The organism is Belnapia rosea (assembly GCF_900101615.1).
Classification (GTDB): domain Bacteria; phylum Pseudomonadota; class Alphaproteobacteria; order Acetobacterales; family Acetobacteraceae; genus Belnapia; species Belnapia rosea.
This window is the reverse complement of the sequence record NZ_FMZX01000002.1, coordinates 493,125-507,762: the sequence shown is the minus strand read 5'-3', so window position 1 is coordinate 507,762 and position 14,638 is coordinate 493,125. Positions and strand designations below refer to the sequence as shown.

18 protein-coding genes are annotated in these 14,638 nt (G+C 69.2%); 6 read left to right on the top strand and 12 right to left on the bottom strand.

Annotation, left to right across the window (positions count from 1 at the left end):
- Nucleotides 1–23 precede the first annotated feature (23 nt).
- From BLR02_RS08580 to BLR02_RS08570, 3 genes are all read right to left on the bottom strand, one after another.
- The gene (locus tag BLR02_RS08580) at nt 24–740 is read right to left on the bottom strand and encodes a gamma-glutamylcyclotransferase (protein WP_090662350.1); all 717 of its coding nucleotides are present in this window, start codon (nt 738–740) and stop codon (nt 24–26) included.
- 79 nt (nt 741–819) lie between these two features.
- A complete protein-coding gene (locus BLR02_RS08575) occupies nt 820–1,611 on the bottom strand; it encodes a crotonase/enoyl-CoA hydratase family protein (RefSeq protein WP_090662348.1) in 792 nt (263 codons plus the stop codon).
- Nucleotides 1,612–1,708: 97 nt separating this feature from the next.
- The gene (locus BLR02_RS08570; RefSeq protein ID WP_090662346.1) at nt 1,709–2,191 is read right to left on the bottom strand and encodes a MarR family winged helix-turn-helix transcriptional regulator; all 483 of its coding nucleotides are present in this window, start codon (nt 2,189–2,191) and stop codon (nt 1,709–1,711) included.
- A 59-nt stretch (nt 2,192–2,250) separates the two neighbouring features.
- On the opposite strand from BLR02_RS08570, the gene BLR02_RS08565 reads away from it, so the two are divergent.
- From BLR02_RS08565 to BLR02_RS08545, 5 genes are all read left to right on the top strand, one after another.
- On the top strand, nt 2,251–3,429 hold the full coding sequence (locus tag BLR02_RS08565; protein WP_090662344.1) for a 4-hydroxybenzoate 3-monooxygenase: 1,179 nt from the start codon (nt 2,251–2,253) through the stop codon (nt 3,427–3,429).
- 15 nt (nt 3,430–3,444) lie between these two features.
- Nucleotides 3,445–3,891, top strand: coding sequence for a DUF3237 domain-containing protein (locus tag BLR02_RS08560; RefSeq protein WP_090662341.1), 447 nt, complete (start codon nt 3,445–3,447; stop codon nt 3,889–3,891).
- A gap of 31 nt (nt 3,892–3,922) precedes the next feature.
- Nucleotides 3,923–4,282, top strand: a complete 360-nt coding sequence (locus BLR02_RS08555) for a DUF2946 family protein (RefSeq protein WP_090662339.1) — start codon at nt 3,923–3,925, stop codon at nt 4,280–4,282.
- Nucleotides 4,283–4,321: 39 nt separating this feature from the next.
- Nucleotides 4,322–6,376, top strand: a complete 2,055-nt coding sequence (locus BLR02_RS08550; RefSeq protein ID WP_090662337.1) for a TonB-dependent receptor family protein — start codon at nt 4,322–4,324, stop codon at nt 6,374–6,376.
- 89 nt (nt 6,377–6,465) lie between these two features.
- A complete protein-coding gene (locus BLR02_RS08545) occupies nt 6,466–6,720 on the top strand; it encodes a hypothetical protein (RefSeq protein WP_090563489.1) in 255 nt (84 codons plus the stop codon).
- Between the two features lie 13 nt (nt 6,721–6,733).
- On the opposite strand, the gene BLR02_RS08540 is transcribed toward BLR02_RS08545, so the two are convergent.
- The 5 genes from BLR02_RS08540 to BLR02_RS08520 form a co-directional block, all read right to left on the bottom strand.
- Complete coding sequence (locus tag BLR02_RS08540; protein ID WP_176849441.1) at nt 6,734–7,252, bottom strand: chromate transporter; 519 nt, start codon at nt 7,250–7,252, stop codon at nt 6,734–6,736.
- On the bottom strand, nt 7,249–7,827 hold the full coding sequence (locus tag BLR02_RS08535) for a chromate transporter (protein ID WP_090563484.1): 579 nt from the start codon (nt 7,825–7,827) through the stop codon (nt 7,249–7,251). Before BLR02_RS08535 ends, BLR02_RS08540 begins: the two co-directional genes overlap by 4 nt.
- Nucleotides 7,828–7,896: 69 nt before the next feature.
- On the bottom strand, nt 7,897–8,361 hold the full coding sequence (locus BLR02_RS08530) for a YybH family protein (protein ID WP_090563482.1): 465 nt from the start codon (nt 8,359–8,361) through the stop codon (nt 7,897–7,899).
- A complete protein-coding gene (locus BLR02_RS08525) occupies nt 8,361–8,882 on the bottom strand; it encodes a demethoxyubiquinone hydroxylase family protein (RefSeq protein ID WP_090563480.1) in 522 nt (173 codons plus the stop codon). The genes BLR02_RS08530 and BLR02_RS08525 overlap by 1 nt, the downstream gene beginning before the upstream one ends.
- Nucleotides 8,879–9,403 carry a disulfide bond formation protein B gene (locus tag BLR02_RS08520; protein WP_245704686.1) on the bottom strand — a complete coding sequence of 175 codons (525 nt, stop codon included), beginning with the start codon at nt 9,401–9,403 and terminating at the stop codon, nt 8,879–8,881. Before BLR02_RS08520 ends, BLR02_RS08525 begins: the two co-directional genes overlap by 4 nt.
- A 56-nt stretch (nt 9,404–9,459) precedes the next feature.
- On the opposite strand from BLR02_RS08520, the gene BLR02_RS08515 reads away from it, so the two are divergent.
- The gene (locus tag BLR02_RS08515) at nt 9,460–10,095 is read left to right on the top strand and encodes a glutathione S-transferase family protein (RefSeq protein WP_090563478.1); all 636 of its coding nucleotides are present in this window, start codon (nt 9,460–9,462) and stop codon (nt 10,093–10,095) included.
- 10 nt (nt 10,096–10,105) lie between these two features.
- Here BLR02_RS08515 and BLR02_RS08510 read toward each other — a convergent pair whose 3' ends face one another.
- The 4 genes from BLR02_RS08510 to BLR02_RS08495 form a co-directional block, all read right to left on the bottom strand.
- On the bottom strand, nt 10,106–11,440 hold the full coding sequence (locus BLR02_RS08510; protein WP_090662481.1) for an alpha,alpha-trehalose-phosphate synthase (UDP-forming): 1,335 nt from the start codon (nt 11,438–11,440) through the stop codon (nt 10,106–10,108).
- Nucleotides 11,437–12,180, bottom strand: coding sequence for a trehalose-phosphatase (otsB, locus tag BLR02_RS08505; protein WP_090563476.1), 744 nt, complete (start codon nt 12,178–12,180; stop codon nt 11,437–11,439). Before otsB ends, BLR02_RS08510 begins: the two co-directional genes overlap by 4 nt.
- 60 nt (nt 12,181–12,240) lie before the next feature.
- Nucleotides 12,241–12,453, bottom strand: coding sequence for a hypothetical protein (locus tag BLR02_RS08500; RefSeq protein WP_090662333.1), 213 nt, complete (start codon nt 12,451–12,453; stop codon nt 12,241–12,243).
- A gap of 102 nt (nt 12,454–12,555) precedes the next feature.
- Nucleotides 12,556–14,571: a DUF4214 domain-containing protein gene (locus BLR02_RS08495; protein ID WP_090662331.1), complete on the bottom strand. Its 2,016-nt coding sequence runs from the start codon at nt 14,569–14,571 to the stop codon at nt 12,556–12,558.
- Nucleotides 14,572–14,638: the final 67 nt, after the last annotated feature.

The following is a 14,638-nucleotide window of genomic DNA, read 5'->3' as shown; positions in this document are numbered from 1 at the left end:
TAGCCGCCCTGCTCGATCAGCCGCTATGCCTGAGCGACCTCGACGGACTGCGCCAGCGCCTCCAGCGCCTCATCCCGGATGCCGCAGCCCCGCAATCCGTCGCGGGTCCGGTAGAGGTAGTCGGCCGAGCTGCCGAGCGAGCCGCGCCCGGTGGCGATGCGCCGCACCACTTCCTCCGGCGACAGCGCCCCGGCATATTGCTCGCTGGCCTGGTTCATCACGAAGGTGATCGCCTCGCCTATCGGCTGGCCCGCGGCGTCGAGCATGGTCACCCAGCGCGGCTGATAGGCTCCGGTGATCATCTCCCGTTGCCAGAGCAGCCGTAGCTCGCCCTCGGCCCTGGCGCGCGGCAGCCGCAGGGCCTGCCCCTCGCAATGGCCGCCCGGCTCGAGCGCGAGGACCAGCCCCGGATGCGCGAGCGAGCCGCGCCCGGCCACGGTGCTGAGGCAGAAGGAGCGGTGCCAGCCCTCGATGCACACCCGCCGCCGCTCGACGATCTCGATCAGCGGGTTCCAGATCAGCGAGCCATAGGCGAAGACCCAGATCTCCTGCCCTTGCCGCCCGGCCAGCATCGCCTGCAGCGAGGCCTCGCGCTCCTCCCGTGTCGTCATTCGGAGGGACGGGGCTTCGCGTGCGATGATGTCCTGCAGGCTGCCCGATTCCAGCAGGGCCCGGTGAAGTCCCGGCGCGGGGCCGCTCTCGGCGGAGGATGCGCCGTCTCCGGGATGTGCTGGATCCATGTCGGGTTCCTTACCGTGGCGCTGCATCATGCCTGATATGGCGAGCGGGATAACCCCGGTTGCGGCGGTTCCCTCCGCGCTACGGCCCGCCGCCTTCGCCCGGCTCCGCCACCTTCGCGCCGCGCTTGGCGACGAAATCGCCGAGCCGCTCCGCCGCCTCGGGCCCGGTCTGGGCCAGCGCCGCCATCAGGCTCTCGACGAAGAGCCCATCCTCCTCGCTCATATCCTGGATGCGCGGCAGGGCCTGCAGCACGCCGAGCACGGTGAGCGGCGCCATATCGGCAAGCCTGGCGGCGAGCGCCTCCGCCTGCCCGATCGCCCCGCTCTCGGCAACCTGATACTGCACGAGGCCCCAGCGCTCGGCCGTGGCGGCATCCACCACCCGACCGGTGAGCATCATGTCCATCATCCGCGCCGCACCGATCAGCCGCGCCACATGCACCGAGGCGCCGCCGCCGACATAGATGCCGCGGCTGCCCTCCGGCAGGGCAAAGAAGGCCGTGGCATCCGCGACACGCAGATGACAGGCCGCTGCCAGCTCCAGCCCGCCGCCGACCGTCGCACCATGCAACGCGGCAATGGCCGGCACCGGGCCGCGGCGGATGAGCGAGAAGACCGCATGCCAGGCGCGGGAATGCTGGAAGACCTCGGCCGCCTCGCGGCTGCGATGCTCGGCGAGGTCGAGACCGGCGCAGAAGCAGGGGCCATGGCCGAACAGGACCATCGCCCGCGCCTCCCGCCGGGCCTGGAGCACGGCGGCTTCGAGCCCCGCAAGCAGCGCTTCGTTGATGGCATTGCGCTTCTGCGGCCGGTTCAACCCGATCCAGGCGATGCGGTCACGCAGTTCATAGGTGATAATCCGGGCATCCATGCTGCGCCTTCCGCCGAGGCCGCTTGCCCCGATTGTTAAGGCGCATAATAATCGCCCCCTGGCCTGCCGCAAGCGGCCGGGCGCCGCGGAGGGCCGGTCAACGATGCAGCAGCTTCCGCAGCAGCGCCACGAATTGCCCACGCTCCTCCGGCGTCAGCGCCTCGGTGAAGCGGGCATCGGTTTCACGCTGGGTTTGCTCCATATCCTGCCAGAGCGTCTGGCCCGCCCTGGTCGGGTGGAGCAGGCTGGCCCGCAGCTCCGCCGGGTCCGGCTCCCGCCGCACCAGGCCGGCGGCGACCAGCCCGTTCACCAGCACCGCCACATTGGAGGGCTTCACCCGCAATTCCTCGGCGATGGCGCCCGGGCGCAGGCCAGGATTGGCGATCACCAGCGCGAAAACGGAGAAGCCGGCCGGCGTCACCCCGAAATTGGCGAATTGGCGGTGGAACTCGTCGAAGGCCCGAAGCTGCGCCAGCCGCACCAGGAAGGCCGGACTCCCAGCCAGTGGCGAGGCCAGGGCGCCGCCCTTTCCAGCGGCCGGCGCCGGCATCATCTCGGCTGCGGGCGAAGGTTTCGGCATCTCCGTCCTCTATCGCGGACGCCCCGCAACCGGAAGCCTGCCGGGCGAGGAGAGGCTTGATGCGGACGCAGGTCGGAATCATCGGCGCCGGCCCCGCGGGCCTGCTGCTGGCGCTGATGCTGGAACGGCGCGGCATCGCCTCCGTCATCGTCGAGGTGCGGGAGCGGGCGGCGATCGAGGCGACGATCCGTGCCGGCATCCTCGAGCAATCGACCGTCGACCTGATGGTGGAGCTTGGTGTCGCCGACCGCCTGCGGCGCGAGGGAGTCGTGCATCACGGCACCATCCTGCGCTTCGGCGGGCGCAACCACCGAATCGACTTCGCCGACCTGACCGGGGGCCGCGTCGCCACCCTCTATCCGCAGCACGAGGTGCTGAAGGACCTGATCGCGGCACGCCTCGCCCAGGGTGGCCATATCCTCTTCGGCGCCAAGGTCACGGAGATAGCGGATCTCGCCTCCGATGAACCCCAGCTGCACTTCACCGATGCGGCGGGCCTGGCGCAGACGCTGCGATGCGACATCATCGTCGGCGCGGATGGCTCCTACGGGGCAGGCCGCGCCGCCATCCCGGCAGACCGGCGCAAGGATTTTCTCCGCATCTATCCCTTCGGCTGGTTCGGCATTCTTTGCGAGGCGCCGCCCTCCTCGGCGGAGCTGATCTATGCGCGGCACGCACGCGGCTTCGCCCTCATCAGCAACCGCACGCCGGAGGTGCAGCGCATGTACTTCCAATGCGACCCTGATGACCGTGTCGAGCACTGGTCCGAGGACCGGATCTGGGCGGAGCTGCAGGCGCGCCTTGCGGGCGAGGATGGCTTCCGGCTGAAGGAGGGCCGCATCTTCCAGAAGACCATCGTACCGATGCGCAGCTTCGTCTGCGAGCCGATGCAGCATGGCCGCCTCTTCCTCGCCGGCGATGCCGCGCATGTCGTACCACCCACCGGAGCCAAGGGGCTGAACCTTGCCGCCAGCGATGTCTGGCACCTCGACCGCGCGCTCGGCGCATTCTTCGCAGGTGGTGATATGACGGCGCTCGAGGCCTATACCGCGACGGCTCTGCGCCGGGTCTGGCGGGCGCAGCATTTCTCCTGGTGGATGACCTCCATGCTGCACCGCTTCGAGGGCGCCAGCGAATTCGACGAGCGCCGCCAGCTGGCCGAATTGGAGCATGTCACCACCTCCCGCGCCGCCGCCACGGCCCTGGCCGAAACCTATGTCGGCCTGCCCTATGCCTGAGCCGAAGCACGGATCATGATCGAGACGCCGCCCCCGCCCCGCCTGGACTTCGTCTATGAGGCTGTGGTCGACATCGCCCCCACCGCGCTGCTCGGCGAGGGGCCGCTCGGCGAGCGGCGCATCGTCCCCATCCTCGGTGGACGCTTCGAGGGGCCACGCCTCCGTGGCCGGGTCCTGCCCGGCGGTGCCGACCGCCAATTGCTCCGCCGCGATGGCATCCTCCGCCTTGATGCCCTCTATGAGATGGAGGCGGCGGATGGAGCCGTGCTGACGGTCCACAACCGGGTGCTGATCGACCCCCTGCAGGAGGGCGGGCCCTACCGCTTCTCCACCCTCGAGGTCACCGCGCCCGAGGGGCCGCATGGCTGGCTGAACAGGCTGGTCCTAATCGGCACGCTGCAACCGCTGCGGCCGGCGCAGGAGGCGGTGCGGATCCAGGTCTTCAGCCTCGCAGCGGGGTGACAGAAGGGACATCCTGCGGCAAAGGGGCAGGATGGTCCGGCGCTCGCCCCTGCTGACGGTGGTGCTCGCCCTGCTGCTCATCCTGCAGTGGGGTGGCGCCTTCGCGCATTGCCTGGCGGCGCTCGGTGCCGGTGAGGGCATCGAGATCTGCACCGCGGATGGCATCCGCGTGCTGCATTTCGACGCCGAGGGACAGCCCCTGTCGCCGGATATGGCGGCCCATGACAGCTGCCCGCTCTGTCCTGGCGGCGCCGCGCCGGTGCCGCCGGAGCCGCTGCTGCCGGCCCTGCGAGTCGCCTATGCGCCCCTATTGGTGCCGCCCAAGGCGGGCATGCCCCCTGCCCCGGCACGCGCGCCACCCCAGCAGCCCAGAGCCCCGCCCCGCGCCTGACGTCAGCGTCCCTTCGCTCTCGTCAGGAGTTCACCCATCATGTCCACGCTTTCGCGCGTCACGCGGCGCGCCCTGTTGCTCGCCGTCATCGCCGTACCGGCCTTCGGCCAGGTTACCCTGCCCGACCTCGTCATCACCGGCCAGGCGCCGGGCTCCCTCACCGCCCCCTCCGTCAGCGAACAGCGCGAGGCGCTGGAGCGCAGCCCCGCCGCCACGCACTTCGTCGATGGGGAGGCGTTCGCCAACCGCTACGCCTTCACCCTGCGCGACATGCTGGCCGATACGCCGGGCGTTTTCGTCCAGAGCCGCTATGGGCAGGAATTGCGGCTCTCGATCCGCGGCTCCGGCATCGCCCGCGGCTTCCACCTCCGGGGAGTCGAGGTGCTGCAGGATGGCGTGCCGGTGAACCTCGCCGATGGCAGCGGCGACTTCTACCAGATCGACCCGAGCGCGGTGCGCGCCGCCGCCGTCTATCCCGGCGGCAATGCGCTGACCTTCGGGAGCTCCACTCTCGGTGGCGCCATCAATTTCATCACCCCGACCGCCCATACGGTGACCGAAGCCAACTCCCTCCGCATCGAGGGCGGCACCTATGGCACCGGGCGCCTCTCCGGCCAGGTCTCGGCGGCTTTCGGCGAGTGGGATGCGCTGGCGGCCGGCAGCGTCACCCATTCCGATGGCTGGCGGCAGCACAGCCGCAGCCAGTATGAGCAGTTCAATGCCAATCTCGGCTACCGGCTGAACGACCGGGTGGAAACACGCTTCTATGCGGGTGCCTATATCGTCCGGCAGCAGCTCCCAGGCTCACTGACCCTCGCCGATGCGCTGAACCGGCCGCAGGCCGCCGCCGCCGCTCTCAGCGGCAACCAGGCGCGCAACGTCTGGGCCGAGCGCTTCGCCAACCGCACCACCATCCGGCTCGATGCGGGGCAGGTCGATGTGGATAGCTGGATCACCCACAAGCAGCTCTACCACCCGATCTTCCAGGCGATCGATCAGGATGGGCTGACCTGGGGCATCGCGCCGCGCTGGACGCAGCGCTACGAGATCGCCGGCCTGCAGGGCGAGCTGGTGCTTGGCGGCCGGTATTTCGCCGGCACCAATGACGCCTTGCAGTATGTCAATCTCCGGGGCTCGCGCGGGGCACTGACGGCGAATGGCGTGCAGCGGGCGCAGAATTACGAGGTCTTTGCCGAGAACCGGCTCTGGCTCCTGCCAGGCCTCGCCCTCGTTACCGGCGCCAAGGCGCTGCGCAACGAGCGGGATTACGAGAATCGCCTCACCGGGCAACGCTTCGGCCGCGCCTATGAGGGGCTGAACCCGAAGCTGGGCATCCTCTGGCAGCCGCGGCCACAGGTGCAGGTCTTCGCCAACATCACCCGCAGCCAGGACGTGCCGGATTTCTCCGACCAACTGCAGACAGTGAACAACCGGCCCTTCTGGGTGCCGCTCCAGGCGCAGCGCGCCTGGACGGTGGAGGCCGGCACCCGCGGCCGCTACGAGGGCCATGGGTGGGACCTGACGCTGTTCCGATCCACCATCCGCGGCCAGTTGCTGCAATTCACGGTCGACCCGAGCATCCCGGCGAGCACCTTCAATGCCGGCGCCACGGTGAACCAGGGGGTGGAGTTCGCTGGCCATCTCGACCTCGCCCGGGGCGCCCTGGCCGCCGGCGACCGCATCACCCTGCGGCAGAGCTGGACCTGGAACGACTTCCGCTTCCGCAGCGACCGGCAATATGGCAACAACCGAATTGCCGGCCTGCCGCCACATGTGCTTCGCACCACGCTCACCTATGCCGCACCGGAGGGCCGTGGCTTCGTCTCGCCGGTGCTCGACTGGGTGCCGGAGGGCGCCTGGGCGGATTACGCCAATACCCTGCGGGCCAACCGGTATTTCAAGCTTGGGCTCGAGGCAGGGGTGCGGGTCGCGCCGAACCTCTTCGTTTTCCTCGACGTGCGAAACCTGACGAACAAGCGGTTCGTCAGCGATCTCGGCACCATCCAGAACGCCCGGGCCGAAGGGGCCAATACGGCGGTCTTTTACCCCGGCGAGGGGCGGAGCCTCTATATGGGCGTGCGGATGAGTTTCTGAGCCGGGAGTTTAGCGGGACCTTAACTGAAGCCGGCCAAACCTGGCGCCGGCCGCAAGGTCCCGCGGCCGGAACCGGAGCCCGATCACCCGTGCACCATCGCGCATTCGCCGCCACCCTTCTGCTCGCCGGCCTCACCCTCGCACCGGCAGCCCAGGCCGCCTGCACCGACCAGATCATGGAGGCCAAGACCATTCAGCTCACCAACCTGCTGATGCCCCTGATGCAGCGGAATGCGGCGGAGGCACACAAGATCAGCGAGGAGATGACCACCACCATGGGCCGGCCGGCCAGCGACCAGACCTGCGCCATCTATGACCGGCTGATCGCCCGCGCCAAGCGGTGACCAAGTCGGCAGGTCAGCTGAGGAAGACCGCTCCCAAAACCCCGCCCCCGGCCAAAACCCAGAGCGGGCTGAAATCTGTCCGCCAGACGACAAGGGTCGAGATCGCCACCACGATCAGCGGCATCACCCCATGGCTGTGCGCCGCCTCCGCCATGGTGATGCCGGCGGCCAGGATCAGCCCGATCGCCACCGGTACCAGCCCACCCTGAGCCGGCTTCAGCCAGGGCGCGCCGCGCAGCCGGTGCATCAGCCCGGCCACGAACCAGGCAAGCACCGCCGCCGGCACCAGCATGCCGAAGGTCGCCGCCGCCATGCCGCCGGCGCCGGCAATGCGCCAGCCCATGACGCTGGCCACCAGGATGTTCGGCCCTGGCGCCGCCTGGGCCAGCGCGTAGAGCTGGGAGAAGGTCGCATCGTCCAGCCAGCCATGCAGCTCGACGAGCTGCCGGTGCATCTCCGGCAGCACCGCATTGGCGCCGCCGATCGCCACCAGGGACAGGACCGAAAAGGTGAGGAGAACCTGGAGGATCACCGTGCCGGAACTCCGCCGAGCAGCCCGGCCCGCCAGAGCGACAGGGCTATGGAAACCGGCGCCAGGATCAACACGATGACCGGCAGGGGCAGGCCGAGCCAGGCGGCGCCCAGGGTGGCCAGCAACAGGATCGCCACCGCCTCCGGCCGCAGCTTCAGCTTGCCGGTCATCTTGAAGGCCGTGCCGATCACCATCCCCGCCGCCCCGGCGGCGATGCCCGCCATCACCGGCGCGACGGCCGGCAATTGCCCGTAGCGGTCATAGAACAGGCAGAGCATCACCAGGATGATGAAGGGCGCGCAGTAAAGCCCGCCGGTCGCCAGCAGCGCCCCGGCAAGGCCGTGGAAGCGCCGCCCGATCATCACCGCCGCATTGCCGACATTGGGGCCCGGCAGCACCTGCCCGAGGCCGAGCACCTCGGCATAGTCCCGCTCGGTCAGCCAGTGGCGCTCCTCGACGATGACGCGCCGGGCCCAGGCCGCCACCCCGCCGAAGCCGAACAGGCCGATCTTGAGATAACCCATGAAGAGGGCGGAACGGCCGGGGACGACTGTGGGCGGTGGGGCATCGGACAAGGCGGCGATTCTCCGGACGGGCCGCCATGCTCGCGCCGAACCGCCGCCCGGTCCAGGCGGGGTGGGCTCCTACCGGGCTTTCACCGCACGTTGGCCATGGCTGTCCTGCGGCACGCCGCGCTGCAGCGACATATGGCTGTGCACGCCGACCCAGCGGCCATCCGGCTGCCGGGCCAGCACGATGGTCGCCCGCCCCGGCCGGGGGAAGGGCGTGCCGTCCGGGTGGAAACCGGTGCTGTCCCAGGGGGTGACCGCCACCGCCATGGCGCCGTCCGGCGAGGCCAGCACCAGCGTGTTCGCCAGGTCGAAGGCGAAGCCCTCCGTACGGGGCCAGACATTGCTCCATTGCGTGTCGGTCCAGGCCTGCCGGCTCCGCACCAGCTCCTGATAGGTGCCGAAGATGACGATGGCGTCGTGCCAGAAGGGGTAGGCAGCGGCGTAGTCCACCTCCCGCACGCAGGCAGCGAACCGCCCCAGCCAGTCCTTCACCGCGGCAGTGGTGGCGGCGTCGGCTTCGGGCAGGGGCAGGTCCATCAGATCTTCTCGCTCACCTTGATCGCCACCTTGCAGCCCGCCTTGATGGCGGCGCTCAGCAGCCGGTAGGCGGGGGCCTGCTCCGCCTCATGCTCGAGGCCGATATCGCGGTGCTCCAGCTCCTCGGCCCGGAATTGCACGATATGGGCGCGCAGCGCCTCCTCGTCCTCGCCGAGCGCGGCCTCCTGCGCCTGGTAATGTTCGTCGATCGCCTCCTCCACCGCAACGGTGCAGGCCATGGCGGCGCGGTGGCCGAGCATCGCGGTGGCCGCGCCAAGGGCGAAGCCGGCGACATGCCAGACCGGCAGCAGCGCCGTCGGCCGCACCCGGCGCTCCGCGATGAGGCGGGAGAAGGTGTCGAGATGCACCTGCTCCTGCTCCTGCATGTGGCGGATCAGCCCCTCCCATTTCGTCCCGCGCAAGACGGCGAGCTGGCCCTGGTAGATCCGCTTCGCCCCGTATTCCCCGGCATGGTCCACCCGGATGGTCTCGGCGATCATCCGTCGGTCGGTCTTCGTCATCGGCGTGCTCCTCTTCGTATCCAGATGGCCGCCAGGGCCGAAAGGCCAAGCGCATAGAGCAGGTTCATCGCCGCCATCGAGACCGGCAGGCCGGGAATGAGGTAGGTCGGCGCGTCGCAGGGCTTGGACGGGGCCGCGTTGAGCGAACGCATCAGGTCATCGACGCTCGCCCCACCGGCCGAGCGCGGCGCCTGGCAGCCCGGCAGGGGCGAGGGCCACCAGCCCTGCTCCACCCCGATATGGAAGCCGGCGATGGCGCCGGAGACGAGCACGGCAAGGATCGCCAGGCCCGCCAGCGGCCGCCTGGCGCGCGGCAGGAGGGCCGCGGCGAGCGCCAGGGCCGCCGCCACCCAATAGGGTGTCCGTTGCCAGAGGCACAACTCGCAGGGGGCGATGCCCCAGAGGTCCTCGCTGGCGCGGGCGAAGAGCGGCGCGCCGGCAGCGGCGGCAGCCAGGAACAGCATGGCGATCATGCCGCCTGTGTCGCGCCGCACGGCCTCCGGCGCAACTGGACCCGGCACGATCCCCGCCATAGGCTCCGCCGGCGCCTCGCCACATCTTTCGCGGTACCATTGCCATGAACCATCCACCGATCACCGTCTGGGGCCGGGCCAATTCGGTCAATGTGATGAAGGTGCTCTGGCTGCTGGACGAGCTGACCATCCCCTATCACCGGATCGATGCCGGTGGTGCCTTCGGCCGCACGCGGGATGCGGATTACGCGGCGATGAACCCCAATGCGACCGTACCGACCCTGGTGATGCCGCACGGCTATACCCTCTGGGAAAGCCACGCCATCCTCCGCTACCTCTGCCGGACACAGCCGGGCGGCAATGCCTTCTACCCGGAAGCGCCGGAGGCCCGCGCCGATGCCGAGCGCTGGATGGATTGGACGCTCGCCTCGATGAACGAGCCCATGCGCATCATCTTCTGGACCTATATCCGCACCCCGGAGGCGGAGCGCGACCTAGCGGCGGCGGCCCAGGCCCAGGAGGCGACGGCGCGGCTCTGGCGCATCGCGGATGCCGCGCTGGAGGAACGGGAGCATATCGCGGGCGCCTTCGGCCTCGCCGACATCGCCCTCGGCGGCTTCCTGCACCGCTGGTACCACCTGCCGATCGAGCGTCCGGAACTCCCCCGCCTGCGGCGCTGGTACGACCGGCTGCGCGAACGCACGCCCTACAGGACCCAGGTCGCGGTACCGCTGAGCTGAGATGGGCCTGTCAGCCCTCGAGGGCTGACAGGAAGGACCGGCTCCAGGCGCGTGCGCTGGCACCCCAGACCGCGTCATGATTCGCCTGCCAGCGTGCCACCCGCTCCTCACGCGGCATGCTGAGTGCCGCGTCGAGGCTCTCGGCGATCTCATCCGGGTCGAGCGGATTGACCAGCACCGACCCGGGCATGGCGGGCGATGCGCCAGCGAAGCGGGACAGCACCAGTACACCAGGATCGGCCGGATCCTGCGCCGCGACATATTCCTTGGCGACCAGATTCATCCCATCCCGCAACGGTGTCACGAGACCAACCCGTGCAAGGCGCATGAAGCCCGCCAGCACCGGCCGTTGCACCGGCCGCGTCATGTAGCGGAGCGGCACCCAATCCGGCTCAGCATATTGGCCGTTGATCCGGCCGGCCCATTCGTCGAGCTCCCGCCGCAGGCTGCGATACTGCGCCACGTCGCCGCGTGAGACGGGTGTGACCTGGAGATAGGTCGCGCGCCCCCGATGCGCGGTGAAGCGCGCCAGGAGCTGGGCATAGCCGGCGAAGCGCTGCGGCAGGCCCTTGGTGTAGTCCAGCCGGTCCACACCCATCACCAGGGCGCGCCCGACCAGGCTCTGGTGGAAGCGGCGCGTCTCGGCCCGGGTCAGGGCGCGCTCGGCGAGGCGACGGAAGGCATCGGCATCGATCCCAACCGGGAAGGCGGCGACCCGCGCGGCGGCCTCCCCCTGCCCTACCGCCTCCAGGGCATGGCGGAGATTGATGGCATCATCCTCGGTCTGGACACCGATCACGTCATAGGCGGCGAGGTCGGCCAGCAATTCCTCCGCCCGCGGCAGGGCAAGGAACAGACCATAGGGCGGAAAAGGCACATGGAGGAAGAAGCCCTGCCGCTGGGTACAGCCGAGCCGCCGCAACTCCCGCCCGAAGGGGAACAGGTGGAAGTCATGGGTCCAGACCAGGTCGTCGGGCCGCAGCAGCGGGGCGAGCGCGGCGGCGAAGGCGGCATTCACCCCGCGATAGCCGACATAATCCTCGCGCTGGAAACGGGCGAGACCGAGCCGGTAGTGCAGCGTCGGCCAGAGCACGCCATTGGCGAAGCCCTGGTAGTAGCGGGTGTAGTCCTGCCGCCCGAGATCGAGCGTGGCATAGGTCAGCCGGCCCTGCACGACCTCGGTCGGCCGCTCGGCGGTGGACTCGGCGGTCTGGCCAGACCAGCCGAACCACATCGCCTCACGCTGGGTGACGGCATCCTGCAGGGCCACCGCCAGCCCGCCGGCGGTGGCGCCGCGTTCCTTCGGATTGGGAACGCGGTTGGCGACGATGACAAGGCGGCTCATCGGCTCGACGCGGCCTCGGCCAGCCATTCGCGGAGCGCCTGGGGCGTGCCGAACATGTCATCGAGCCGCCAACCCTGGCCACCGAAGCTACGGGCGGCATCCATGCCTTCCTCATCGGTCACGTCGTCACCGATAAAGACCGGAACCCGGCCGGTAAAGGGTGCCTCCGCCATCAGTGCCCGCACCGCTGTGGCCTTGGAGGCGCCGCGGGGCCTGATCTCCCAGGCCATGCGGGCCTCGAGCAGGGCGAAAGCATCCGGGTCCTCGGCGACGAAGCCGGCAAGCAGCGCCCGCGCCGCATCCTCCAGCTCCGGAGCCTGGCGGTAATGAATGACGAAGCCATGCGCCTTGTCCTCCACCAGCGCCCCCGGGTGGCGCTCGGCCAAAGCATCCGCTTCGGCGCGCCAGGCGGCGGGAACCTTGGGGAGGGAAGGCAGGACGGACGGCGCCAGGGGATCCGGCCGCAGGGAGGCACCATGATCCCCCGCTTTCGGGATCGGCACCGGGAGGAAATGGTCGAGGTCGGACAACGCACGGCCGCTCACAACCGCTAGGGCCCCACCCAGCCCCTCAGTCAGACGGTGCAGGAGACCCGGCAAGTGGTCCGGCACCACGACAGCATCCGGGCGCGGTGCGATCTCAACCAACGTCCCGTCGAAATCGAGGAAAAGTGCCGCGCCGGCAATCGGCCCCAGGCCGGGCACGAGGGGCGGCGGCGGCAAGGTGATAAGGTCTGGCATGCGATCGCAACAAGCAGAGTTCGCGGCCCCAGTTGCGTCACGGATGCGTGACCTACACTCTCAGGCCTTGGATGGGCCTGTTTCCGTCTGCCACAGCGAGAGCGCCGGCGGGAGTACGCCGACCAGCAACCAATGCACCAGCGCCGCCTGGCGCGTCAGCCAGCCGCCATCCCACAGGGCGACGCAAATGAGTTGCAGTGCCAACATCCAGAGCATGGCGATGGCGAGGGCATAGGTTTCGAGGCGCCACTGGCCCTGGGAGTTGCCGCGCATGCGGTGCGGTCCTTCTGCGGAGTTCGAGGCTCCCGCTGGAGGCTCGCCGCATATAGGATACACGATATCGCGATTATTGGATCTCGAAATCGTGATTGTAGCCTAAACGAAGGTGATTCCGCCGTCGATGAGGGGCAGGGTCCTGTGGATGAACTCCTGGCTGTCGGCGAAGAGCTGCAGTAGCTCGACCCGGCTATGGCCCTGGTTCATGTAGCCGAGCCAGCCGTCATAGCCGCCCTGGTCCGGCTCCCGCCCCAGCGTATTCTCGTAGAGCAGCCGGACATAACCGGCATTGTCGACGCTCGGGTAGCGCGCCTGGAACTCGGCGCTGGCCGGGAAGGCCGCCGCCAGCTCCGACAGCGAATGCCCGCCCTTCACATAGTCGGTCCAGCCCTGCCAGCCGCCGGCATCCGGCGCCCGGCCGAGAGCGGCGTAGTAGAGCCGCGCCACCGCCGCCCCGGTCTCGTCCATGTCCCAGATGCCGTTGGTCCAGAGCGAGGCGGTGCGGCTGTAGTGCTCGGCGCTCTCGGAGAAGAGGGTCAGCAGCTCGACCCGGCTGTGGCCCTGGTCCATGTAGCTGGTCCAGCCGGCGAGGCCGCCGGCATCGGGCTCGCGCCCGAGGGTGTTCTGGTAGAGCAGGGTGACGAAGCCGCTGTTGCTCACCGCCGGATAGCGGGCGTTGAACTCGGCGCTGCTGACGAAGGCTCCGGCGAGGTCGGCGATGGAGTGGCCGCTCTCGACATAGCTCGACCAGCCATTCAGCCCGAGCGTGTCGGGCGCGCGGCCGAGGGCGGCGAGGTACATGCGCGTCACCTGGCCGATCGGGTCGCCGGCATCGAAGACCAGGCGGCCATCGGCGAAGTGGATGCTCTCGATGCCGCTGAAGCGGTCCGTCTCGCTGCCATGGCTGATGCTGCCCGAGAGCGAGAGCGGGCTGTAGGCGACGCCGGTCGGCGACACCACGCTGCCGCCCGCGCCGGTGCTGGCCGTGAGCGCCAGCAGGTGCCGCGGCAGGTCCACCACCATCACATCGATGCCGGCGCCACCGCTCAGCGTGTCATTGCCAGCACCGCCCCACAGCACATAGCGGCCATTGTCGCCGGATTCGATCGAGTCGTCGCCGATGCCACCCGACAGGCTCGCTTGCGCAGCAGCGGCATCGACAGCGGAGATGTTGTCATTTCCGCCGCCTCCGTCGACGACGAAGCGCATCTCGGGCGATCCGGCCGCCATGACGATCTGATCGTCACCAAGCCCGCCCCGGATGGTGGCGCTGTCGAAGGCATCGATGGTGTCGTTGCCGTCACCGCCATCCAATGTCGCGCGGCCAGTGAGGTGCCGCAGCGAGTCCGCGCCGGCCCCGCCGTCCAGCGAATCCAGCCCGCCTTCACCGTTCAGGCTGTCGTCGCCGTCGCCGCCAAGCAGCGTATCGTTACCAGGGCCGCCGAGCAGGGAATCGTTCCCGCTGCCGCCATCGAGGCGGTCATTGCTGCCGAGCCCCTTGAGAACGTCGGCGCCCCCGAAGCCGCTGATTATGTCGTCCTCGGCATCGCCGGTGAGCGTTTCAGGCCCGTCGCTGCCGTTCAGCGTCAGCGGCATGACGGAGCCGCCATGCGGGTCGAATCCGAGATTGGCCGCCACCAGCGCCGAGGCTGCGACCCCGCGCAGCACGACCATGGGGACGAAGTCATTCGCCCCGCCATCTGCGTCCAGCTCGATGACGGCGTCGGCGCCGACCTGGCGTAGCCATAGGTAGCCGGAGGCGCCGAAGGGGTTCGAGCGCTCATACCCGGTGAGCAGGCCAGAAGTCAGCAGGAGCCCGAGATCGAGCCTGTCCCCGCCTGCGCCCGCAGCGAAATCCAGCACGACAACCGCGTCATTGAGACCACGACTCATGAAGTAGGGGAATGCCAGGCTGATGACATCCTGCCCCTCTCCGCCGATGACGGTACTCGGGAAGCCGGTGACATGGAAGGTATCGTTGCCGGACCCGCCATCCATGACGAGGTCGAAGCCGGTGTTGCCACCGTAGAGGATGTCATCGCCACCAAGACCCTCCAGGGTCTCGTTGGGGCCGGTCGCGGTCAGCGTATCCGAACCGGTGGTTCCTGTAGCCATGGTGGTTCCACATTTTGTGCACAGGTCCAGGGAGAGGCGTCCCTCTCCCTCAACCTCAAACGCTGGA